Source organism: Salinimonas marina (assembly GCF_015644725.1).
GTDB lineage: Bacteria > Pseudomonadota > Gammaproteobacteria > Enterobacterales > Alteromonadaceae > Alteromonas.
On sequence record NZ_CP064795.1, the window covers coordinates 58358 to 82500 of the forward strand.

At 51.8% G+C, this 24143-nt stretch carries 20 protein-coding genes and 2 pseudogenes (1 of these 22 cut by a window edge); 14 read left to right on the forward strand and 8 right to left on the reverse strand.

The window, feature by feature from the left end; all coding sequences use genetic code 11:
* Positions 1–142: 142 nt before the first annotated feature.
* The 5 genes from IT774_RS00270 (at position 143) to IT774_RS00285 (ending at position 7054) form a co-directional block, all read left to right on the forward strand.
* On the forward strand, positions 143–3049 hold the full coding sequence (locus IT774_RS00270; RefSeq protein WP_195810850.1) for a TonB-dependent receptor: 2907 nt from the start codon (positions 143–145) through the stop codon (positions 3047–3049).
* A gap of 57 nt (positions 3050–3106) precedes the next feature.
* A complete protein-coding gene (locus tag IT774_RS00275) occupies positions 3107–4732 on the forward strand; it encodes a glucoamylase family protein (RefSeq protein WP_195810851.1) in 1626 nt (541 codons plus the stop codon).
* Positions 4733–4809: 77 nt separating this feature from the next.
* Positions 4810–5598: a YcjX family protein gene (locus IT774_RS17665; protein ID WP_269749781.1), complete on the forward strand. Its 789-nt coding sequence runs from the start codon at positions 4810–4812 to the stop codon at positions 5596–5598.
* Positions 5535–6164 (forward strand): YcjX family protein, encoded by a 630-nt coding sequence (locus IT774_RS17670; RefSeq protein ID WP_269749811.1) that lies wholly within the window; start codon positions 5535–5537, stop codon positions 6162–6164. The genes IT774_RS17665 and IT774_RS17670 overlap by 64 nt, the downstream gene beginning before the upstream one ends.
* Positions 6164–7054, forward strand: a complete 891-nt coding sequence (locus tag IT774_RS00285) for a DUF697 domain-containing protein (protein ID WP_195810852.1) — start codon at positions 6164–6166, stop codon at positions 7052–7054. The genes IT774_RS17670 and IT774_RS00285 overlap by 1 nt, the downstream gene beginning before the upstream one ends.
* Here the strand turns inward: IT774_RS00285 and IT774_RS00290 are convergent.
* The 8 genes and pseudogenes from IT774_RS00290 to IT774_RS00320 all read right to left on the reverse strand — a co-directional run bounded on the left by IT774_RS00290 (position 7051) and on the right by IT774_RS00320 (position 14863).
* A complete protein-coding gene (locus IT774_RS00290) occupies positions 7051–8277 on the reverse strand; it encodes a threonine/serine exporter family protein (RefSeq protein WP_195810853.1) in 1227 nt (408 codons plus the stop codon). The genes IT774_RS00285 and IT774_RS00290 overlap by 4 nt on opposite strands.
* A 180-nt stretch (positions 8278–8457) precedes the next feature.
* Positions 8458–9456, reverse strand: coding sequence for a cation:proton antiporter (locus tag IT774_RS00295; RefSeq protein WP_232365053.1), 999 nt, complete (start codon positions 9454–9456; stop codon positions 8458–8460).
* Positions 9345–9746 carry a cation:proton antiporter gene (locus tag IT774_RS17100; protein ID WP_232365054.1) on the reverse strand — a complete coding sequence of 134 codons (402 nt, stop codon included), beginning with the start codon at positions 9744–9746 and terminating at the stop codon, positions 9345–9347. The genes IT774_RS00295 and IT774_RS17100 overlap by 112 nt, the downstream gene beginning before the upstream one ends.
* 339 nt (positions 9747–10085) lie before the next feature.
* On the reverse strand, positions 10086–11255 hold the full coding sequence (locus IT774_RS00300) for a heme biosynthesis HemY N-terminal domain-containing protein (protein ID WP_195810855.1): 1170 nt from the start codon (positions 11253–11255) through the stop codon (positions 10086–10088).
* Positions 11252–12469 (reverse strand): uroporphyrinogen-III C-methyltransferase, encoded by a 1218-nt coding sequence (locus IT774_RS00305; protein ID WP_195810856.1) that lies wholly within the window; start codon positions 12467–12469, stop codon positions 11252–11254. The genes IT774_RS00300 and IT774_RS00305 overlap by 4 nt, the downstream gene beginning before the upstream one ends.
* A gap of 2 nt (positions 12470–12471) precedes the next feature.
* The gene (locus IT774_RS00310; protein ID WP_195810857.1) at positions 12472–13182 is read right to left on the reverse strand and encodes a uroporphyrinogen-III synthase; all 711 of its coding nucleotides are present in this window, start codon (positions 13180–13182) and stop codon (positions 12472–12474) included.
* 2 nt (positions 13183–13184) lie between these two features.
* A complete protein-coding gene (gene hemC, locus IT774_RS00315) occupies positions 13185–14117 on the reverse strand; it encodes a hydroxymethylbilane synthase (protein WP_195810858.1) in 933 nt (310 codons plus the stop codon).
* A gap of 75 nt (positions 14118–14192) precedes the next feature.
* A pseudogene (locus IT774_RS00320) lies at positions 14193–14863 on the reverse strand (alpha/beta hydrolase).
* Positions 14864–15004: 141 nt separating this feature from the next.
* On the opposite strand from IT774_RS00320, the gene gmk reads away from it, so the two are divergent.
* From gmk to IT774_RS00365, 9 genes and pseudogenes are all read left to right on the forward strand, one after another.
* Positions 15005–15664, forward strand: a complete 660-nt coding sequence (gene gmk, locus IT774_RS00325) for a guanylate kinase (protein WP_195810859.1) — start codon at positions 15005–15007, stop codon at positions 15662–15664.
* A 99-nt stretch (positions 15665–15763) separates the two neighbouring features.
* Complete coding sequence (gene rpoZ, locus IT774_RS00330; protein ID WP_195810860.1) at positions 15764–16036, forward strand: DNA-directed RNA polymerase subunit omega; 273 nt, start codon at positions 15764–15766, stop codon at positions 16034–16036.
* A 131-nt stretch (positions 16037–16167) separates the two neighbouring features.
* Positions 16168–18276: a bifunctional GTP diphosphokinase/guanosine-3',5'-bis pyrophosphate 3'-pyrophosphohydrolase gene (spoT, locus tag IT774_RS00335; protein WP_195810861.1), complete on the forward strand. Its 2109-nt coding sequence runs from the start codon at positions 16168–16170 to the stop codon at positions 18274–18276.
* A gap of 25 nt (positions 18277–18301) precedes the next feature.
* The gene (locus IT774_RS00340; protein ID WP_195810862.1) at positions 18302–18688 is read left to right on the forward strand and encodes a RidA family protein; all 387 of its coding nucleotides are present in this window, start codon (positions 18302–18304) and stop codon (positions 18686–18688) included.
* 183 nt (positions 18689–18871) lie between these two features.
* Positions 18872–20943, forward strand: a pseudogene (gene recG, locus IT774_RS00345) (ATP-dependent DNA helicase RecG).
* Positions 20903–21682 carry a class I SAM-dependent methyltransferase gene (locus IT774_RS00350; RefSeq protein WP_408641224.1) on the forward strand — a complete coding sequence of 260 codons (780 nt, stop codon included), beginning with the start codon at positions 20903–20905 and terminating at the stop codon, positions 21680–21682. Before recG ends, IT774_RS00350 begins: the two are co-directional and overlap by 41 nt.
* Before the next feature lie 13 nt (positions 21683–21695).
* Positions 21696–22169, forward strand: a complete 474-nt coding sequence (locus tag IT774_RS00355; protein WP_195810864.1) for a peroxiredoxin — start codon at positions 21696–21698, stop codon at positions 22167–22169.
* Between the two features lie 342 nt (positions 22170–22511).
* Entirely contained in the window at positions 22512–23120 is a 609-nt protein-coding gene (locus IT774_RS00360; RefSeq protein ID WP_232365225.1) for a helix-turn-helix transcriptional regulator, read from the forward strand.
* Between the two features lie 84 nt (positions 23121–23204).
* On the forward strand, positions 23205–24143 hold the 5' portion of the coding sequence (locus IT774_RS00365) for a BaiN/RdsA family NAD(P)/FAD-dependent oxidoreductase (protein ID WP_195810866.1). It continues 240 nt past the right edge of the window; 939 of the gene's 1179 nt are visible here — the first part of the coding sequence; the start codon lies at positions 23205–23207; the stop codon falls past the right edge of the window.

The following is a 24143-nucleotide window of genomic DNA, read 5'->3' on the forward strand; positions in this document are numbered from 1 at the left end:
TTGTTGACTTTGGTTTCGGTTTATCTGAACATAATAATGGAAATCGGTTACATTTCATGTTTATTCACAAAAATCATTAGGTGGTCGCTGACAGATGAGCGGTATTCAGAGCCATCACATGTTCAATCCTGGAGGAAAACCCATGAAATCAGGTTATGTGTGGTTTAAGAAGCATCGTGTTGCCCTGGCGATGGCCCTGTTGGCAGGCCCAAGTTTTTCGGTGATGGCCCAAATAGAAGGGGCGACCTTACGGGGCGAGTATACCGATACCTCATCTTCACCCCAGGGCGTGGTGGTGATTGCCCGTGATAAAGAACGCGGTTATGTAAGAAAAACCACCACCCGGGAAGATGGTTCTTATGTGTTGGTGGGGTTAAAACCCGGAACCTACACCGTGACGGTGAAAGATGAAGTTGAAAGCATCACCTTAAGAATCGGCCAAACGGCCGAACTGGACTTTGGGGGGGATCCCAGCGCACCATCGTCAATCGAACATATCACGGTTTCAGGTTCACGTATCCAGAACTATGTTGGCGGTGAGGTGGGCACGAATATCACCCCGGAAATGTTGAAGCGCTTGCCGCAGAACAACCGAAATTTTCTGGCCTTTGCCGATCTTGCCCCAGGGGTACAAGTGAATACCGGGGCCGATGGCAGCGTGAGTTTGCGCGGTGGGGCTCAGCATCAAAGAAATGTGAATGTATTTTTAGATGGGGTCAGTCAAAAAGATTATGTATTAAAAGGCGGGGTCACGGGGCAGGACTCCAGTCGCGGCAATCCGTTTCCTCAAAGTGCCATTGGTGAATATAAAGTCATCACACAAAATTACAAAGCCGAATATGATCAGGTGGGCAGCACGGCGATAACCGCGGTTAGCCGGTCAGGCACCAATACCTTTGAAGGTGAGGTGTTTGTTGATTATACCGACGAAGGGTTACGGGAAGCTGAGCCCAATGAAATCAACGGCAAATCCCGGTCAATGATTCGGCATACCGGGGTGACCTTCGCCGGGCCCATTATTCAGGACCGGCTACACTTTATCGCGGCCTTCGAACGCAAGACTATCGACCAGCCGTTTGATGTAAACGGCGGCAATGGCATCGATTTTGTTACCTTGCCAGCGGCTTACGAGGAGTATCTGGGCAGATTCACGTCTGGTTTTGAAGAAGATTTGTTTTTTGGCAAAATCGACTGGCAGATTAATCAGGATCAGGCGCTGGAGTTATCCGCCAAGGTCAGGGATGAAGCTGATGACTCTGGGTTTGGCGGCGCCAATACCCGTGCCTACGGCGTTAGCCGGGAGGTACAAGATGAACGCTTTCACATTAAACACACCTATATTCAGGACCAGTGGCAAAATGAGCTGAGACTGACCTATGAAGATTCTTCCTGGAGCCCCCGTGCTATCACGCCTGAGCCGGGCATCTTGCTGCAAACCGCGCAGCAGGAAAGTATTCTTAATCTTGGCGGCAATGGTGATTTCCAGGATAAGGGGCAGCGGGGCTGGGGCATTCAGAACGACTTCACCTGGCTCGATTTAGAATGGCACGGCTACCATGTGGTCAAAGTCGGGTTTAAATACAAAAATATCGAGTTGCGCACATTACAGCAGCAACCGCTCACGCCGCAGTATAAATACAATGTGGAATTTAACGGGCAGGGGACGTTTGAACCGGTGCAGCCTTATGAAGTGAGATGGGGTGTGCCCGCCGCCAATTCTGCCGGTGGCGCCATTACCGCCGATACCCGTCAGTTTGGGATCTATCTGCAAGATGACTGGGAAGTCACGCAACGATTGACGCTGAATATCGGGGTGCGCTGGGACTACGAAGAAACCCCCAGTTACAAGGATTATGAAACCCCGCCAGAATTGGTGTCAGCCCTTCGAAACTGGCCAAACATCGACAACGCCAATTACGACATAGAAAACTACATCAGCACCGGTAGCGAACGGGACTATTTTACCGGGGCCTGGCAACCTCGTTTAGGCTTTAGTTATATTCTGGATGAGGCTGAAGATCATATGCTGTTTGGTGGTGTAGGACGCTCTTACGATCGCAACCAGTTCGATTTTCTGCAACTGGAAAGAAGTGCCGGTTCATTTGCCTCTGTGAGCTATCTGTTTGCCGGCGATCCCGACAATCCTTGTGATCTCAGTGCGGCTAACTGTGTCGCCTGGGATCCGGCCTATTTAACCCAGGAGGGGCTGGATAATCTCATCAGCAGTGTGGATGTTAAGGGGGAACGTTTCCTGTTAAACAACGATTTAGATGTGCCTTATTCTGATCAGTTTAGTTTAGGCATACGCAGCTTTTTTGGTGACTGGAGCACCGAAGTCAGTATCGCTCATATCAAAAGCAAAAACGGGTTTAACTGGGTGCTGGGCAACCGGCGTGAAAACGGTCAGTTTTTTGAAGACGACAAAAACTGGGGGTCGCCCTGGGCCTTCGGGGTACCAGGCTGGGGTAACTTATTACTGGCCGTCAATGAAGGGGAAACCAAAGCCAATAATGTATATGTGAAGCTGAATCGCGCCTTCAAAGACGGCTGGAGTTTTAATCTTGCCTATACCTTTACCGATGCCCAGGAAAACCGGGTGTACAGCGAGGTCTTTGCGTTGGATTATGCGTCGGTCAGTGACTATGGCTGGAGTGATGCCACCGGTGTTTCGGATCATCGGGTGGTGGTATCCGGCTCCTATGACCTGCCGTGGAATATTGTCGCCACCGGTAAATTTACCTGGTCGTCGCCGCGTACCTATCAAAATCTGGTGTGTGTTGATGATGCCTGTGCTTATCAACGCACCCAACCCCGGGACAGCGACTATCACCGGTTCGACCTCGCTTTAAGCAAAAATTTTGCTTCTGAGTTTTTGTTAAAAGACTCTGCTTTCTGGGTGCGGCTGGATGTTCAGAACCTGTTCAACACCACCAATTACCACGACTTTTATCTGAACCCGGCTGAAGCCAATTATCAGCAAGCCAATCTTAACAGCAGTACGCAAGGCGGTAAGCGACAGCTTAAATTATCGGCAGGGTGGGAATTTTAAGCAGCACTGCCGCTCCGGCACCGATATTTTGTTACACAGTCAGGTAAGAAAAGAAAAATGAAGAAGATCATCACTATTGCACTCACATGGGCATTGGCGTGTTGGGTACAGGCACAGTCCCAATTTTTACTGACCGGCTATGACAGTCATATCGAGTTAGAGTGGGAGCGCCTTCACGCTGCCAACAGCACCTACCTTGTAGAAGCCAGTGTGGATGGCAAAAACTGGGAAACCCGGTTTGTCACCGAAGACACCCGGGTGCTCGATTTTGTCAGGGATATTGCCGACAATGTGTCCCTTCAGTATCGGTTAAAACGCCAGCAAGAGGAGGGCGGCAGAATTTTACTGGCGGAAGGCTCGGCCAGGATACGGGATTTTAGTGATGATGAACTGATGGAGATGGTGCAAAAATACACCTTCAGATATTTTTGGGAGTATGCCGAGCCCAATACGGGCTGGGCGCGCGAGCGAAAACCGCGCCTGCCAAATGTCGATATCGTTACCACCGGCGGCACCGGGTTTGGTATTGCCTCTATCATTACTGCCGCGCAGCGTGGATGGGTTTCCCGGGAGCAGGCCGTGGCCCGGATGGCCAAAATTGTAGACACCCTGGACGGTTTTGAGCGCTTTCATGGTATGTGGGCCCATTGGTATGACGCGAAAACAGGCGAAGTGTTTAATTTCAGTGCGTTCGACGATGGCGGTGATGTGGTGGAGTCGGCGTTTATGGCGCAGGGAATGTTAACGGCGCGGCAGTATTTCAATGCAGATACCGCCGCGGAAACCCGTTTACGGGCGACCATCACCCGGCTCTGGGAAGAAATGGAATGGGACTGGTACACGCAAAACGAAAATGTCCTTTACTGGCACTGGTCAAAAAACTACGACTGGATAATGGACCACAAAATTACCGGCTATAACGAGTCTTTAATTGCCTATATTCTGGCTGCCTCTTCGCCCACGCATCCTATCAGACCTGAGGTCTACCACGAAGGTTGGGCCAGCTGGGACGCCAATACCTTCAGAAATTATGAAGACTATTATGGGATGGCGTTGCCGTTGGGTCAGCGCGCGACCAAGGGTGGCCCGTTATTTTTTGCCCATTACAGCTTTATGGGGCTGGACCCCAGAGGGCTGCGTGATCAATACGCCAACTATTGGGAGCAAAATAAACGCCATACCCTGATTAACCGTGCTTACTGCATTGATAATCCCTACGGCTGGGCGGGGTATTCTGAGGAGTTATGGGGGTTGAGTGCCGGCGATATGGTGCCCGCCGGCTACACGGCGCACGCCCCGGGCGCGCAGCGCGACCATGGCACCATTCAGCCGACTGCCGCGTTATCCTCCATGCCCTATACGCCGGATGAGTCGATGAAGGTGCTGCGTAATCTGTACCGCAATCATGGCAAATATCTGTTTGGTGAAATGGGTTTTTATGATGGCTTGAATCTGAGCTTTTCAAGCGCGGCAGAAGAGCAGGTGCGCTATACCTATCTGGCTATTGACCAGGGACCCATCGTGGGGATGATTGAAAACCATCGTAGTGGCTTGTTATGGCAGGCCTTTATGGCCAATACCGAAATTCTTGATGGATTGACCCGGCTGGGATTTTCCATCGATCAGCGGCATCAGGCCGAGCTGTTGAGCCAGAACCAGGCGCAAAACGCTGCCACAGAGTAAAGAAAACCTCTCACTGACTATTGAATTACGGCACAATAAAGCCAGATATAAGCAATAGTATCCGGTGAGAGGCAATTTTGATCCATCAATGGTTTACCCCTGCACAACACAACCACTGGGCTGACTGGTTTTTAAAGGAACGGCACCGTTTTACCATTACCGGGTTGAGCCGCAGCGGTAAATCGATGTTGTTCACCAGCCTGATGACCATGCTCAAATTTCGTAGTGAAGGAAAGTATGACTGTCTGCCTTTGCTTGAGCACCTGCCCATGGAGCTGGTGGAGCATATGTGGGTGGAGCCGCTCGAAGGTTTTAAGCTGTTTCCGGTAGAAGAGCATTTGGCTGCTCTCCATCAGGGCCAGTGGCCCAGCCCCACCGAGGATGTATACGGCTTCAAGCTGGTGGTGCGCTTAAAGCAAACTGGCAAGGTCAAAAAGTATCTGTTGCCGTATACCGATATTGTGTTTGAGTTTATCGATTACCCGGGCGAGTGGTTAACCGACCTGCCCTTGTTAAACCGCACCTTTAACCAATGGTCAGACTCCTCCTGGGCCCAGCAAATGAATCGGCCTCAGCGAGATTATGCCAATGACTGGCACCAGCTGGTGGAAGAGTTTGATTTTGATATCGCCCCTGACGAAACCAGCGTCGCCTCGTTGGTAAGCACGTACCGGGCGTATTTGCAGCATGCCAAAGCTAATGGCATTACCTTGTTGCAACCGGGCAGCTTTTTATTGGGGACAATAGTTACGACTGGCAAACCAAAGGCTTTACGCCTTTACCCTCCAGTGTCAGCAGTGATATCACCAACCCCTGGACCCAATTATTCACTGACCATTTTCAGCATTTTCAACAGCAGTGGCTAAAACCGTTACAGCAGAAAACCTTTCGTCAGGCCGACAAACAGATTATTTTGATCGATCTGTTTGAGGGGCTTAACCACAGCAAACAGCATTTGTATCAGCTTAAAGAAACCCTGAGTCATCTGGCAGAAACCTTTTCTTATGGCGATGATTCGTGGATGGCACGGCATGTACTGCGCCAAAACAGCATCAGTAAGGTGGCCTTTGTGGCAGGTAAAGCCGATCTGATTCCCCCGGCTCATCGTGATTCGTTACTGAACTTACTCCAGCAAATCACCGCCGGCGCAGTGGCCCGTTTTCACAATAAGCCGGTACAGTTCGAGCATTTTCTGGTAAGTGCGATTCAGGCTACCGACCCGGGCAGTAACCCCAACAGTCTGCGCTACCTGGATGCCGACGGGCGGTATCTGGAAGCGGAGTTTGAGCCGCTACCCGACACCCTGGCGCAAATGTCAGCAAATGAACACTTTCCGGTATTGCCGGCCCGGGTACCAGAGGACTATCTGCCACGCATGCTCAATGGCCGCGGTCTGGATAGATTGTTTCAGTTTTTATTGGGTAAAGAATAATGAGTGAATCTACACCAGGGTATCGCGCCCGGGTTCAACAACGCGAAATCAGTGATGCACCCCCAAAGCAGGCTATGCCGCAAAAAGTCGAAACCAGCGACTGGCAGGCGCCGTCTTCGGCCCGTATCTCTTTATTCACCACTACCTTGCTGCTGGGGATCCTGACCTTTGTGATGTTTTCGGTGGTTCAGGCCACCAGTTATCTGTTGGCGCAGTTTGACTCAGCGCCGGTGATCGCCGTGATGCTGGGCGTCTTACTGGGGCTGTTCACCGTGTGTCTGACCTGGCTGTGTCTGCGCGAATGGCGAGGCTTTCGGGCGGTCAACCAGCATTTGAATGAGCATCTGAACTTGCCGGCTTTGGCTGAAAAGAGTCCACAAACGGTGCAAAAAACATTGCAGCGCCATGCCGGTACCTTTGCCAAACATAGCTTTGCGGCACACCAGTATCGCCAGTATGTGCATACCTGCAGTGAAGATATGAGCGCGGCAGAGCGGGTGCGGTTGTATGAACGGATGGTGGCTACGCCGGTGAATGACAAAGCGCGGGCGGTGGTGAAAAGTGAATCGCTGACCAGTGGCAGTCTGGTGTTTGTCAGCCCCAATCATCTGATTCAGACCTTTGCCATTGTTTGGATCAGCCTGCGTACCATTCGGCGGGTGGCGCAGGTATATGGCCTGCGCCCGGCCACCGCCGGTAACTGGAAGCTATTAACGATTGTGGCCCAGAATCTGGCCGCCCAAAGTATTTTTGATTTGACCACGGATGAAATTGCCAATCAGATCAGTGGCTCGCTGACCGCACGCTTTGTGGAAAATTCAGCCGAAGCGGTGGCCGCCGGCGCATTAAATGTGCGTTTGGGCAAAGCCCTTATCCGGCTATTAAACTAAAGGGCTTTTTTGGTGGGCATAACCACGTTCGCAAAAATCAGCCCGCCTACCAGCGACATAAAAATCAAAAATACCTCCTGGCCGATATGCTGAGCCTGCACAAAATTCTTGCCTGAAATAAAGGTATTCAGGCCGATATAGGTTTTGGAGCCCGGCACCAGCACAATCAGGCCATGCATACTGACAATGGTGGCCGGTTGATTGGCAATCCGGGTGAACAGGTTGGCAAATATCCCCAGGGCGAAAGCCCCGGCAAAGGTGGCCATAGACTGTTCCATAAAAAGTGAGGTACCCACCGTGGTACCATACGACACAAAAGCGGCGGCGATGGCCCACAGCATGTGCTTAGGTCGGGTCCGAAAAATCGCCAGCAACGCAATACTCAGCAGCAATACCGCCAGCCAGGTTGCCCAGTAAGGGAGCGAGGCAGACGGTTCATACTGGTTTTCGCCCAGCAGAAAAAAGCCCAGGGAAATTCCCAGAAAGGCACCAAAGTACAGTTTGAACAACTGCATCAGCGCATCCATGATCCGGGCGGTACCCGACACCATATTGCGGGAAGATAATTCTGCCAGCCCCATGGTGATGGCCAGGCCCGGCACCAGAATAATGACCGAGGACAACACAATCAGTGGAATATTGATGCCGGGATCAAAATAGCGGCTGACCACACACGCCAGTAAGCCTGAGGCAAACGCCGTTACCGGCTCCAGCATCAGGTTCACGCGTTTGCTACGGGTGGCCCATAAGGCCCATAAATACACCACTAAACCCAGCAGTCCGGTCCAGATAACCTCGTTGAAACTGGCGCCCATGAGCATCGCAAAAGACCCGGTAGCCAGCCCAAAGGCGGCCAGTGTAGTACGATGAGAATAGGGACTTTGCATCGCATCAATTTCATCCAGCCGCTGGTCGGCTTCGCTGAGACTAAGCTCACCGCCCAGCAGTTTAATGGCCAGTTCATCGGTGAGTGACAAGGCATTTAAGTCCAGATCGCCCGGCAACATGCGGGCAGCAGAATTGTATTCTTCTTCGTGACGGTCGCTCCACAGGACAAAGGTGAGCGAGGTTGGGGTCGAGATAAACGCTGAGCGCACGCCTAAATAGGTGGCCACTTCGGTAAGATAGGCCTCCAGCCGAAACGCCGGCGTACCATAGCGGTGCAACATCTTGCCCAGCTTCACAATAAACTTACGGATCTGAATAAATTCGCGGGTATCCACGGCCTGGCAACCTTTATAAGCCCTGTATTTGAGAGCGATTAAAAAACAAGCGGATTGTAGGGGATTACACGCCAGGCGCAAAACACTTTTTCAGTTATTTTGAATAAGAAAAGCTAATCATTTAATAAAGCATTAATCGTGTTCTGCGCCTTGCCCTTATATCAGCGGTATAGCAGCAAGCTACTGATGTTCTTCAGGAAGCTGGTGAGCTGCTTTTTTCTCTGCCTTTTTTAGCATTATGGGGGCAATTACCCCATGCACCACAATAGATAATAAGATAGTAAACATCACGGCCGACCACAACGCCGTGGTGTCCCCAAACTCGCCGTGATTTTCGCCATAGGTAAGATAATACAGGGAGCCGACGCCCCTTACGCCTAAAAACGCCATGGTCAGTTTACCAAAAAACGGCAGCTTGCAGCCGGCCAGGCCGATTAGTCCCGCCACCGGCCGAATTAAAAACACTACCACCACGCCCAGCAGGGCACCCGACCATGTCAGGGCATCCAATATACCATTAGCCAGATAGGCGCCCAGGATCAGCAGAAAAATCACCAGCATCACCCGTTCAATCTGCTCCATAAAATGGTGAGAGAACGCATGATATTCGTCCCCCGGCTGGGCCTGTTTGGCCATCACTGCCGATACGAAAACCGCCAGAAAACCATAACCATGAATGAGCTCAGCCAGGGCGTAGGCGCAAAATAATGCTCCCAGGGCCACGACCCCTTCACTGGAATAGGACATGGGATGCTTGTCGGATAACCCCGGGGCCTTGACCCGGGCCAGGTAAGTGAAGACATACCAGCCGCCCAGTTTACCAATAACCAGGCCTGCGACTACCCCGGCGGTTACCCGCCATAGTAAATCTTCCAACGCCCACTGCATCGTCCAGTCGCCAATCGCCGAAACGCCGATGGCGGCGATAGCCAGATGCACAAACGGGAACGCCAGACCATCATTGGCACCGGCTTCAACGGTGAGATTAAAGCGGATATCGTGGCGTTCTTTAGTTTCCCCTGGCGGTCCCACCTGGACCGTGCTGGCCAGGACCGGATCGGTGGGGCTTAACACCGCCCCAGCAGCAAGGCCGAGGCCACGGTCAAGCCCATGACATACCAGCCGAATAATGCCACCAGCGCAATACTCAGCGGCATGGTGATCAGCAACAGCGGCCACACCTGATTCCAGCAGCGCCATGATAGCGGCCGGTCGATGGCAATGCCGGCGGCGCTTAAAGAGGCAATCACCAAAAACTCGGTAAGATACTCAGCGGCTATGGCGTGGGCTTCATTATTGGCCAGGTCAATGCTTGGCAGATTTATTGGCAGGCTAAAAACACCCCAGCCAATGAAGATAAAGACCAGCGGAAAAGGGATAAGGGTGTTCGCCAGACGTCGCTGCACGGCTACCGCCGCGACCAGACTCACTCCAATTAGCAGGTATAAAAAAATTCTGCTTTCTGCCATGCATCATGCCCCGGTCAAATATTAATAAAAGCTCATCATTTTCGATGTGTTATATGTTTACCGGTACAGCCTGCTTATAGTTTACCCCTGGGCCAAAATTTCATGGTTAAGGCTTACTTTCGAAAGCCGGCCAATCACCATTTTCAGACCTTCGGCGGCGGGTGAAGTTTCGAAGGGGCGGGTCACCGATAGGGCGAGTCGGGATTGATTTCAAGCTGGTCCCGGTGACCACCATGAACTAAAAAACAAAACAGGCCGCAGGAAAGATCTTGCGGCCTGTTGGCGGAGTTATGCCTGCAGTCATAAACTGAAGTATCAGGAGTGACTCACCCCGGCGTTTCAGACATGTACCATGCCTTGTTTATAAAATGCCAGCGCTTTGGTGTTATCGTGCTGACGCTCGCTAATCTGCGCCAGTAATAGCAGATCTTCGCGGGTTTCTTTTAATTTTACCGCTTTTAGCAGCGCCCGCTCTGCCAGATTTAAATCGTTGGCGTTGTAGGCCACATGGCCCAGCAGTGAATAATACTGCCGATTGGTGTCATCCTGTTTTATCCATTTTTCCAATAAGGCAATGGCGGACGCCGGATTGGGCATGCGCAGCGCTTTGAAAAAGGGCATTAACGAGGCTTCCGGGCCATGTTTTTGCCACTCTACCAGACATTCTTCTGCATCCTGATGCATGCCTTGTTCAATCAGCTGTTCAACATAGGCAGCCCGAAAGGCTTCATCATTACGCTTTTTACGGGGCAGTTCGGCCCAGTATTGTTTCAGCGCATTGGCCCCTTGTTTACTGGCCAGTTCAGAAAACTTGCCTTTTGCGGCCCGCTGCGCCAGTGGCACCGCGTCTTTTTTCAAAGTTTTACGCCACTGGGGTAACTGGGTCTGAATGGTTTGCCACTGACCGGCCTGGGCTAAACAATCGGCTTTAAGCTGAACCACACTTTTCTCCGCCGCCTGTTTTTCATTAAGTTTATCCAGCACTGCCAGCGCCGCTTCTGGATTGCCTTCGCCGCGCAGCATACGAGCTTGCTGAACCCGCGCGGCCACCGCGCAATGTTCATAATCACTGGCATGATCCAGCAATTCGCTGGCCCGCTTGGGTTCACCCAGCTCAAACGCTACCTGGGCTGCCAGCAATAGATTGGCCCCATCAAAATCGCCATCCAGAGATTGCTCAAAGGCTTTATGTGCCTGCGCCAGTTCGCCCTGAGCATAAGCCTGGACCCCGCGATAAAAGCTACGCTGGCGTTTTTTGCGGCTCAGGCGGCCAAACCACTGCCGCGAACCGGTCAGCCAGCCTTTTATGACACCGACAATTTTCAGTAAGACCCACAGCAGCAGGATCGCCACCAGCAGTGAAATGGCCAGGCTCACGACCGTCATCTCAATTACAAGTGAGCCCATGGAGATTAGCACATAGCCTTTATCCCCAACGACTTGCGGCGCTACAATCAGAGCTGCCAGCAACGCGATTATGAGTCCAGCGATAATTACTAAACGTCTCATGAGGCACGGTCTCCGCGTCCAAAGGCGCTATCGACGCGTTTGTCGAGCAAGCGCTGTAACGGATCGGCGCTTTGTAACGCCTCTGGCAGCTGCTGGCTAACATCGGTTTCCAGCAGGTTCTGCACGCTGTTGATAAACCCTTTTACCGCTGCATCTTCAATATCATATTGATTAATAAGCAGTTGCAATGCATTTTGCAAAGACTGCTCATAGAGCTTGGATTGGGCAGCAATCGCCGCTGATTGCGCCTGCATCAGTTGCAGTTTCAATTGTTCGCGGTTCAGCCATTGCTCCTGTTTGCTCATCACGGGTTCTACCGGGGTATCGGTGCGTTCTACCGAAATAAAGTCATCCACAATGTTACGCCACACCTGTTTGAGGTTTTGCTGCCAGTCGGCCGGCGACTCTGATAATTCGCTGGATTGCTGGGCCGCAGGTTTTTCAAAGGTGTCCAGCGGCAGGTTGTTTACCTGACTGAGCATCCCCGAGACCGCCAGGGCCACCGAGGTGCGTGAAACCGGATTAATCTGGCGCAGGGTCTGGATGTCTTTGGCAATCAATTCACGTACCGGCAGCACCGAAGGATCAGCCAGCTCACTCAAACGCGTATCTGCATTTTTAAGCAGCATCAGCGCGGTACGGATGTCTTTTTCAAGCCAGACTTTTCGGCCTGCCATGCGCACCAGATAGTCGGCTTCGGCCAACAGCCAGTCGGCCGGGCGCTTGCCTTCCATGTTGCTGATTTCAGCCAGAGCCTGATCACTTTGGCGAGCAATTGCCTCGGTTTTATCGGCCAACTGGCTGACGGTGGCCGCCAGCTGCTCTTTGCTTTGCTGCAGCTGCAGCAGCTGCTCACGCAATTGCTGATTTTGCTGTTCTACACTACCCAGCTGTGCAATTTGCTGTTGCTGTTTCTTCGCCAGATCAGTGCGCTGCGTGCCTTGCTGTTGCCAGTACCAGTAACCCGCCCCGGCAAGGGCGATGACCAGCAACAAGGTGATGATAACCACCACCCACAAAAATTTTGAAGATGATCTGTTGGTCTGCCTGACCCGGGTCTTATTGCCCGGCTCAGGGGCAGGCGCTTTTTCGGTGCGACCGCCGCTGGTTTCCTCGGTGCGCGCTTTGGGCGTGGCTGCTTTTGCCGATGCCGATTTGCCGGCTGCTTTTTCAGGGGTCTTTTCGCCCTGGGATTTGTTTTCGTTATCCGCCATATTCACTCCCAATTATCCTTTATCCACTGGCCCAGTTGTGTGTCGCTGGCACCCGCGGCAACCTCTACATCCGTGACTCCGTAGCTACGAATCACATCCGCCACCCGAGTACTGACGGTGAGCCAGCGCTGGCGGGTAAGCTCGGTATTGTTTAACCGGTCAAACAACTGCCGGGTCATCTCTTCGCTGGTGGCGATAATGCCTTTTACGTCAGACCACTGCCAATAGTTTGTTTGCCGGAATACCGACGGGATCACCCGCTGATAGACCGGCATAGGCAGCACCGAAGCGCCACGTTCCATTAGCGTGTCGGCTAAAGTGGTTCGACCAGCCTTACCTTTAATAATAACCACTTGGCGCTGATTTGCATCTATTAACTGCGGCAATGCCAATAATCCTTCCGAGGTAGGCTGCTCCGGTACCTCCGCTGCAATGCCATGCTTAGCCAGCGCCTGGGCCGTGCCTTTTCCGACCGCCAGCACTGGCACAGTGACCGCGGCTGACAGCGCCGAGGCGCAGGCTTCAACCGCAAACTGGCTGGTGAAAATCAGGATATCGGCGCTGTGCTGTTTGAGCATTAACGCCAGTTTATCGTCTGCCCCTTTCATAAAGGCAATATCATTGAGGCCTAACACACTGACTTTAATGCCCAGTGCATCAAAGGCCTGCTGACTTTTTTCCAGATTAGGCGCCGGGCGCGTCAATAAATACATAATTACTGATACAGCGCCTTAAGAATTTCACCTGCCCCTTGTTCAAGCAGCGCTTCGGCCACTTCAACGCCAAGCACTTTGCCCCGATGTGCCTTACCGGTGGCGGACGCAAACAGCAGCTGGGTACCATCGGGTTTGCCCACCATGCCGGTAAGGGTCAGGGTATCGTCATCCAGGGTGGCAAAGCTGCCGATAGGCACCTGACAACCCCCCTCCAGCCGCTCGTTCATGGCGCGTTCGGCGATAACCCGCAACCGGGTAGGCGCATCATCCAGGGCCGCCAGTAATTCAATCAGCTGGGCATCGTCGTTACGACACTCAATACCTACCGCTCCCTGGCCCACGGCGGGCAAACAAATGTCAGGCGGTAGCTGCTGTACGATCCGCTCTTCCATGCCTAACCGAATCAATCCGGCTGCGGCCAGAATAATGGCATCGTAATCGCCCTTATCGAGCTTCGCCAGACGGGTGTTCACGTTGCCTCGCAAGTCGCGAATATTCAGATCGGGCCGGTGTTTGCGAATCTGGCTTTGACGGCGCAGACTGGAAGTGCCGACCACCGCGCCCTGGGGCAGGGCATCAATGGTTTCAAACTGATTCGACACAAACGCATCAAACGGATTTTCGCGCGGACAAATGGCGTGCAGGCCAAAAGCCTCAGGGAACATTACCGGGACATCTTTCATCGAATGCACGGCGATATCCGCGCGGCCTTCCAGCATGGCGATTTCAAGCTCTTTAATAAACAAGCCCTTACCGCCAATTTTTGCCAGCGGGGTATCAAGAATTTTGTCGCCCTGGGTGCTCATCGGCAACAGCTCGACGGTAAGCTGCGGGTGATGCTTCAGTAATTGTGCTTTAACATACTCTGCCTGCCACATTGCCAAAGCACTTTTGCGGGTGGCAATACGGATGGTGCGGTTTTCAGCAGACATATTCTTTTATTTCCTGTACAAACAAAGACTGGCAGCCGGGTACCGGGACGGACCGCGACTGCCTCATGCTAACAATCAGGCCAGGCGTTGCTGCAACCAGGCACTGATATCTTCAAGCTCTTTCATACACACACTATGTTGCATGGGATACTCGTGAAATTCAGGGTGTAGCCGGCTTCCTGCAACGCTTTACAGGCCATTTCGCCCAAAATCGGCGGGACCACCGGATCCTGGGTGCCATGGGCAATAAAAATAGGCACATTGCGATTAGCCTCACTGGCCTGTTCGCCAAGCAGTCCCGGCTCACACATATAGGTGGACAGCGCCAGAATGCCGGCGATTTTGTGCTGCAGCCGCAAGCCCAGGTGATAGGCAATGACGCCCCCTTGAGAAAATCCCGCCAGCACAATCTTAGCAGGCGCAAAACCGGCCTCAACCTGGGCCTCAAAAATAGCCTGGATACTGGCGGCACTTTCTTCCACCCCGGTTAAATCGGCACGGCTATTAAAATCCAGCGATTTAATGTCATACCAGGCGGGCATTTGCATATTGTTGTTGATGGTAACCGCACGGGTCGGTGCATGGGGAAAGATAAACCGGATCCCCAACTCGTCCGGCAGATTCAGCTCAGGCACAATCGGCGAAAATCCATGGCCTGAGTCCCCGAGTCCGTGCATCCAAATCACGCAGGCCTGGGGGTTATCGTTGGTATTTACTTCAACAAAGGGTAACAGGGGGTCAGACATAAGCACCTTATACATTTCAAAACAATGAACCTGTGTGTCGCAATGCGTGCTGGTCCACAGGTAAAGATTACGGCATGAATCTGTTTATGCTACCATTGCAGGTTCAAATAACCACCATCCAGATAGCTAAAAACAATCACTATGTCAGCCCAATTAGGAAACCTGTTTATTCTGGCCGCGCCCTCTGGTGCCGGCAAATCCAGTTTGATTAAAGCCCTGCTGGAAAAACACGATACCGCGGATGCTTATCCCATGCAGGTGTCGGTATCCCACACGACCCGGTTGCCGCGGCCGGGCGAGGTAGACGGTGTACACTACCATTTTGTCAGTCGTCAGCAGTTTGAGGAGCTTATCGAACTGGGCGTCTTTTTTGAGTGGGCAGAGGTATTTGGCAATTATTATGGCACCTCGCGGGTGACCATTGAACAAACCCTGCATCAGGGCACGGATGTGTTTCTGGATATTGACTGGCAGGGTGCCCGACAGGTGAAAAAATTGCTGCCGGATGCCTGCGGAATCTTTATTTTACCGCCCTCAACCGCTGTGCTCAAAGAGCGTCTGAATAAGCGTGGGCAGGACTCTGATGAGGTTATTGCCGCCCGGATGCAAGAAGCGGTGTCGGAGATGTCCCATTATAATGAATTTGATTATGTACTGGTAAACGATGACTTTGCCACGGCGCTGGGGGATTTAGAATCCGTAGTCAGAGCCCATCGTCAGCGTACCAGCAAGCAAAAAATGCGGCATACGGATCTGTTGCAGGATCTGTTGGGCGATCAAAGCACTGACGAATGCGAATAAATGGTGTAAAATCATCCAAAACATTATGATAAAAACCGGTTGTGGGGTATACTGTGCGGCCGTTTTTAATACTCGCTAATTTGATTGTCGGAGATATACATGGCTCGCGTAACCGTAGAAGATGCTGTAGATAAGGTTGGTAACCGCTTTGACCTGGTGCTGGTTGCAGCACGTCGTGCCCGCCAACTGGCAACCGAAGGCAAAGAAGCCATGGTTGATGTGGCAAACGACAAACCCACTGTTACTGCGCTTCGTGAAATCGAGGAAGGTCTGGTAACACTAGAAACTCTGGAACAAGACGAAATGCGCGATCAGGAACAACAGGATCGTACAGACTTTTCTTCTGTAGCAAATATTCTGTCTGATCAGTAAGCTTCTGCTTTACTGATTTCAGGAAAAACGCCAGTGTGCCGTCAGGTTCGCTGGCGTTTTGCCATTGGCAACGCGGATAATTCGCCGTATTCTTATCATTCATCGTATTTTCCGGAAGTCTGTATAACACTGTGTATTTGTTCGAGGGTTTAAAACAAAAAATTTCAGACTACCTGTCGCCAGAGCGTGTGCACCTGGTTCAGGAAGCCTTTATTCTTGCTCATGAAGCGCATGATGGTCAGATGCGTTCCAGCGGTGATCCCTATATTACCCATCCTGTAGCGGTCGCCGGCATCCTGGCGGATATGCATCTTGACCACGAGACCCTGATGGCCGCGCTGTTGCACGATGTCATTGAAGACACCCATTACAGTGAAAAGGATTTAGCCGAGGCTTTTGGCGACACCGTCGCCGAGCTGGTGGAAGGGGTTAGTAAGCTGGATAAACTGGCGTTTTCCAACAAGCAGGAAGCGCAGGCTGAAAATTTTCGCAAAATGATGATGGCGATGGTGCAGGACATCCGGGTGATATTGATCAAGCTGGCTGACCGTACTCACAATATGCGTACTTTGGGCGCGCTACGACCAGACAAACGTCGTCGTATTGCCCGGGAAACCCTCGACATCTATGCCCCAATTGCCCATCGCCTGGGGATCCACGATGTTAAAAATGAGCTGGAGGACTTAGGTTTTCTGGCCATGTACCCAATGCGCCATCGGGCGCTGAAGTCGGCCGTAAAGCAGGCCCGGGGCAATCGTAAAGAAATTATCGACAATATCCGGCTGGAGCTGGACTCGCGCCTGAATGAGTATGGCATTGCGGCGACCGTCATTGGTCGCGAAAAGCACCTGTACTCCATTTATCGCAAAATGCTTAATAAAGAGTTGATGTTCAACGAAGTTATGGACATCTATGCGTTTCGGATTGTGGTCAACTCGGTGGACAATTGTTATCGCTCACTGGGCGCCATGCACAGTTTGTATAAACCCATCGAAACCCGTTTTAAAGATTATATCGCGATCCCCCGGACCAACGGGTACCAGTCGTTGCATACGTCTTTGGTGGGGCCGCATGGGATCCCGGTAGAAGTTCAGATTCGTACCCACGCCATGGACCAGATGGCCGATAAAGGCGTAGCGGCGCATTGGTTGTACAAAGAGCCGGGTGATAATGATACGACCGCGCAGTTACGGGCCCGTAAGTGGATGCAAAGCCTGCTGGAGCTGCAACAAAGTGCCAGCTCCTCGTTTGAATTTATTGAGTCGGTGAAAACCGATTTGTTCCCCGACGAAATTTATGTATTTACCCCTGACGGCCGGATTATTGAGTTGCCCATGGGGGCCACCGCGGTGGACTTTGCCTATGCCGTACACTCGGATATTGGTAACACCTGTGTGGGCGTTAGGGTGGAGCGACGCAACTACAGCCTGAGTAAGCCACTAGAAAATGGCCAGACGGTGGAAGTTATCACCTCGCCAAAAGCGAAGCCTAATGCGAACTGGCTGAATTTTGTGGTGAGCGCCCGGGCGCGTACCCGCATTCGTCAGTATCTGCGCAAACAGCATTCGCAGGAAGCGGTGAATATGGGCAATCGCCTGCTACGCCATGCACTGGGTAATGTAAAACTGGATAATATCGCCCCGGCAGATATTGAGCGGGTGGTACAGGAAACCAAGCACAAAACCTTTGATGATTTACTGGTAGATATTGGTCTGGGCAATGAGCTGAGTGCCATTGTTGCACGCCGGCTGCTGGGCCAAAGCGAAGAGTTGCCTGAGAAAAAAGGCAATGTGGCGATTCGGGGTACCGAAGGACTGTTGGTGCATTATGCCCGTTGTTGTCATCCTATTCCGGATGATGAAATTGTGGCGGTGTTAAGCCCCGGGCGCGGGATGACCATTCATCAGACTGGCTGCAATAATATCCGCAAACTGAGCCGGGAAGAGCCGCAGCGGGTATTACCTATGCAGTGGGACGATCAGCCGCAGGGCGAATTTAAAGCGTCGTTGCGTATTGAACTGTACAATCATCAGGGCACGCTGGCAACGCTGACCAATATGATATCAGGCTGCGACTCCAACATTGTCGGTCTGCAAACCGAAGAAAAAGAAAGTAATATTTACTTTATTGATATCGAACTGACCACGCATAATCGTATCCATCTTGCCCGTATTATGCGAAAAATTCGGACCATGCCGGAAGTCCAGAAAGTCTCCAGACACAGTCAGTCACGGCATTAACTCATTTATTAAACAGGACATCCTCATGTCAAAAGCTATTATCCAGACAGATAACGCACCTGAGGCCATTGGCACTTACAGCCAGGCAGTGAAAGCCGGAACCACCGTTTACCTGTCAGGTCAGATTCCCCTGGTGCCTGCCACAATGCAACTGGTCTCAGAGGATTTTGCCGAACAGGCCAAACAGGTCTTCGAAAATGTCAAAGCGGTCTGTGAAGCCGCCGGCGGTACCATCAACGACCTTACCAAAATCAATATATATCTGACTGATTTAAGCCACTTTGCCACGGTTAATGAAATTATGAGCGGGTACTTCAACCAGCCATACCCGGCCCGGGCCGCCATTGGCGTAAAAGCGCTGCCAAAAGAAGCACAGATAGAAATTGATGGGGTCATGGAGCTGCCTGAGTAACACGGTAGTCCATTTCACCCATACCTAAGCCGGCCGCCATGCGCCGGCTTTTTTGTATCCAGGGTTTGCCGGACGCCTAGAAGTGCCAGGGTCCTGTACTGTGCATCACTCGCCATTCGTCCATGGGTGGTTTACACTCGCAGCTATACACAGTTTTAATTTTTTCAGGAACCCTACATTACTATGCAGTCTCTGGCTCAAACACCCATCACCAGCCTGAAAGGCGTGGGTGCCAAGGTGGCTGAGAAGCTGGCAAAAATTGGTCTTGCCACTATTCAGGATATTCTGTTTCATCTGCCCTTGCGATATGAAGACAGAACCAAAGTCTACAGTATCGATGCCTGTCGTCCTTTTACACATGTCAGCATTCAGGGCGAGGTTAAAAGCGCCGATATTTTGTATGGTAAGACCCGCATGCTGACGGTAAAGGTCAGTGACGGTACCGGCACCATAACCCTGCGTTTTTTTCATTTTGGCGCCCTCCAGCGCACCCTGCTTTCACCAGGAAATCAGATTCGCTGTTTTGGTGAAATTCGTACCGGCAAATGGGGGCTGGAAATGATGCACCCCGAGTTCAAACTGATTGACGATGATCATGTGGAAACCGAAGAGGCCCTGACGCCGGTATATCCCACCACCGAAGGGGTGAAACAACTGACCCTTCGCAACCTGACCGATCAGGCGCTGGTCATGCTGGATAAAGGGGCTTTATCAGATTTACTGCCCCAGGGAATGTACGCTCAGCAGGTGTCGTTGTCAGAGGCCCTGCATCTGGTCCATCGGCCGCCCCCGGATGCGGGACTGGTGTTACTGGAAGAGGGACGTCATCCGTCGCAGCAACGACTGATTTTAGAAGAATTACTGGCCCACAATTTAAGTGTTCTGAAGGTACGCCAACAGTCTGATCAACAGCCAGGTATTCCGATAGCGGTGAATCAGACCCTGGTGGATAAATTACTCAGCGCGTTGCCATTTAGCCCCACTGGCGCTCAGCAGCGGGTGGTCAATGAGATCCAAACCGACATGCAGCAAACCCGGCCCATGATGCGGCTGGTGCAGGGCGATGTCGGTTCCGGCAAAACACTGGTGGCGGCGCTGGCCGCACTGTCTGCTATCGGGCGGGGTATCAGGTCGCGTTGATGGCACCTACTGAACTGCTGGCTGAACAACATGCCAATAACTTTCGCAGCTGGCTCGATCCGCTGGGAATTGAAGTGGGCTGGCTGGCCGGAAAACTGAAAGGCAAAGCCCGTGAGCAGGTGCTGACTCAGCTGGCGGCTGGCGATATTCAGATGCTGGTCGGCACCCATGCTATTTTTCAGGCCAATGTCGATTATCAGCAACTGGCACTGGTGATTGTGGATGAGCAGCACCGCTTTGGGGTGCATCAGCGTCTGGCATTGCGCGAAAAAGGAGAAATTCAGGGGCGCTTTCCTCATCAGCTGATCATGACGGCCACGCCGATTCCCCGTACGCTGGCGATGACCGCCTATGCCGACTTGGATACCTCGGTGATTGATGAGCTGCCGCCTGGTCGCTCACCCGTGACCACCGTGGTGATTCCTGATACCCGGCGTGATGATGTGATCAGCCGGGTGTACGATGCTTGTCATGTTCAGGGCCGGCAGGCTTACTGGGTCTGCACGTTAATTGACGAGTCTGAGGTATTGGAGTGTCAGGCCGCGGAGGATGCGGCGGTGACCCTGCGTACGGCGTTGCCCGAACTTAAGGTCGGGCTGGTGCACGGGCGCTTGAAGCCAGCCGAAAAAGCCCAGGTTATGGCTCAGTTTAAAGAGGGCGAGCTGGATTTGCTGGTGGCGACCACCGTCATTGAGGTCGGTGTGGATGTGCCTAATGCCAGCATTATGATCATCGAGAATCCCGAGCGGCTGGGATTAGCGCAATTGCACCAGTTGCGCGGCCGGGTAGGTCGGGGGGCGGTGGAAAGTCAATGTGTGTTACTGTATTCCAGTCCACTGTCAAAAACCGCGACCCAACGGCTGGGGGTATTGCGCGAGTCCAGCGATGGCTTTTACATTGCTCAGCGCGACCTTGAAATCCGCGGGCCTGGTGAGTTGATGGGAACCCGACAAACCGGCATGGCTGAGCTGAAAATTGCCGATCTGGTGCGTGATGCCCAGCTTATCCCTCAGGTTCAGGACATCGCCGAACGCTTATGGCAGGAATACCCAAGCCATGCGCAGGCTATCATTAATCGTTGGATTGGCTACAAGGAACAATATGGTCATGCCTGAGTGCCCGTTATATACCCAGACACACGCCGAGCAGGCCGACGAGCTGGCCAGTCGCTGGGGATTGGTGCGCTATTACCACACACCTACAGGTTTAGGGCTGGTGCTTGATGATACCGGTCTGCAATTGAAAGATTTTGATAACCCCAAACAGCAGGGGGTGATGGTCGACTTTTTATCAGGCGCCAGTGAATATCGACGGGCCCATGGTGGGGCCAAAAAAGAACCCATTGCCAAGGCCATCGGTCTGAAAGGAAACCAGGGGCGAGTGGTGATTGATGCTACACCTGGCCTGGGGCGTGATGCCTTTGTACTGGCCGGACTGGGGTGTACCGTTTATATGGTAGAGCGCTCAGCAGTGGTGGCCGCTTTATTAGAAGATGGTCTTCGCCGGCTAGCGACCAAAGCACCGGAGCTTGCCGCGCGTTTCAGGTTGCTGCACGGCAATAGTATCGAGGTACTAAAACAGTGGCCTCATGAAGCCGCCGAGGCTGTCTATTTGGATCCCATGTTTCCTCATCGTAAAAAATCTGCTTTAGTAAAAAAAGAAATGAAAGTATTTCAGGCTTTGTTAGGCGCTGATCCTGATGCCGATGGTTTACTGGCTCCGGCACTGGCTCTGGCATCCCAGCGGGTGGTGGTAAAGCGGCCGAACTATGCCGAGGCACTGGCCGGGCACTCCCCCAACATGGCCATTACCAGTAAAAAGCATCGCTTCGATGTCTACCTGACTCAACAATAAAAGGAAAAGTGTCATGATTAATGTGAATAGTCCGTTACCCGAAGTCTCATTTGGCGTATTGGTGGATGGTGAGGTAACCAATCCCCATACTAATGCGTTATTTAGCGACAAAAAAGTAGTCTTATTTGCCGTCCCCGGCGCGTTTACCCCGACCTGCTCTGCGGCCCATCTTCCCGGCTATATTGCGTTGGCGGATAAACTTAAAGCCAAAGGTATTGATGAAATTATGTGTGTGTCGGTGAATGATGCCTTCGTGATGGATGCCTGGAAACAGTCAGCCAATGCTGACGCCATTACTATGCTGGCCGATGCCAATGCGACCTTTACCAAACAAATCGGTATGGATATGGATACCGGCGAGTTTGGTGGTGTGCGGTCATTGCGCTATTCCATGTTGGTGGATGACGGTATCGTGAAGCAGCTAAACCTTGAGGATCCAGGCCGCTTTGCAGTGAGTGATGCTGAATCAATGCTCAATAGCTTATAAAAACGATCTGTCTTGGGGGGTGGTTACGTATGACTGTGAGGTCAAGCAGATATCATACATCTGTAGTAACACTGGCCAGCTTAATATTTAAGGACTGTACGGCCAAAAGGAGGCTGTCAGACTCAAAATTAAGTACCAATAAATAGTAGAGCGGTGAAGATATAGCAGTACTTTACTTATTGTAAACCGTCACCCGGCGCGTATTCGAGTCATCACGTAATTGATGACATTCTTCTTTTCGTCGGGCCATGGAGGGTTGTTCTTATGGCAAAGAGCCAAAAGTTCAATGTGTATTTAATTTCTCAGTCTTGTTATAGCGATGCTAAACAGGACCCGAATGTGATGTTATTCAAAAGCCTGCTGGAAACATGCGGGTATGATGTTAATTTGCTTGGTAGTGCAGCGGCTTTGCCAGAAACCTGTAATCAGGATCTGGTATTTTACGATGCTGCTGGCAGCGTCAATAAACTTGATGATTTTTACGGTAGCGCCGGCAATGCGCGTTGGATCCTGTTCAATCTGCAAGCGGGTGAACTGGATGAATGTGAAGCGATTATAGCGGGTGTAGAAGGTACTTTTTATGCCTCAGATTCCCCCGAGTTGCTGTTAAAAGGCGTACGCCGGTTAAGTAAAATGGATGTCTGGTTTAAACGCGGCTCAATTAATGAGGCCCTGCGTCGTATGCGTCAGTATGCGCGTCGTCCGGCGTTAAAAGCGAACCGGCCCACTGTGCCCAGAGCCGGTGGCAATCATCCGAAGCTGACTAAGCGTGAAATGACCATCATCGAACTTGTGTCTAAAGGGTCGCAAAATCAGGAAATTGCGGATCAGCTGCATATCAGTGTGAATACGGTCAAAACCCACATTTACAGTATCTTTCGTAAAACACAGTCGCGCAATCGCATAGAATTGTTGTCGTGGTCTCAGAACTTTATGAACGAGCAAGCCTGATACTCACCATCGTGTAACCACCTAATATTTCTTTCATGCAATGGCCCGGGTATAATCCCGGGCTAATTATTTGTGGGAGTATGGGTGAACAAGCGTGATGTTATTGTGATTGGGGCTGGCGCTGCGGGGCTGTTTTGTGCTGCGCAGGCGGGGCAACGTGGACGTAACGTTGAAGTTCTGGATCACGCTAAAAAGGTAGGGCGTAAAATTCTGATGTCCGGAGGTGGGCGATGCAATTTTACCAACATGTATACCGGGCCCGAAAATTTTCTCTCCGCCAATCCACATTATTGTAAGTCAGCACTGAATCAATATACCCAATGGGATTTCATTGGTTTAGTGAATGACTACAACATTGCCTACCATGAAAAAACCCTGGGCCAGTTATTTTGTGATGACAGTGCCTCGCAAATTGTTGATTTACTTTTGAACGAGTGCCGTAAAGCCAACGCGACGGTCACCACTCGCTGCGAAATTTTGCAGATAGAAAAACACGAAGAGGGCTTTTACCTTAATACCAGTTTGGGCGAATACCAATGCGAATCGCTGGTCATTGCCACTGGCGGGCTAAGTATGCCGAAGCTGGGAGCGACGCCGTTTGGCTATAAAGTTGCCGAACAGTTTGGCTTAAATGTATTACCCACTCGTGCCGGCCTGGTACCATTTACCCTGCCTCCCGAGCTTAAAGAACCACTGGCCGCTATTTCAGGAATATCGCAGCCGGTGCGCACCGCCTGTAATAATACCGACTTTCTGGAAGATCTGTTGATAACCCATCGTGGGTTATCCGGCCCGGCGGTGTTGCAAATCTCTTCTTATTGGGAGGGTGGTGAAGTCAGCATTGATTTAAGCCCCCAGGAAGATATCCACGAACGGCTCAATACTGCCAAAGAAAATCAGCCGAATATTACCTTAAAGACATTCCTGGGTACTTGCTTTGCAAAAAGACTGGCTGAAACCCTCATCGACGTCATGGCTATGCCTAATGTGCCGCTTAAACAATTAAACCAAAAACAGCTTACG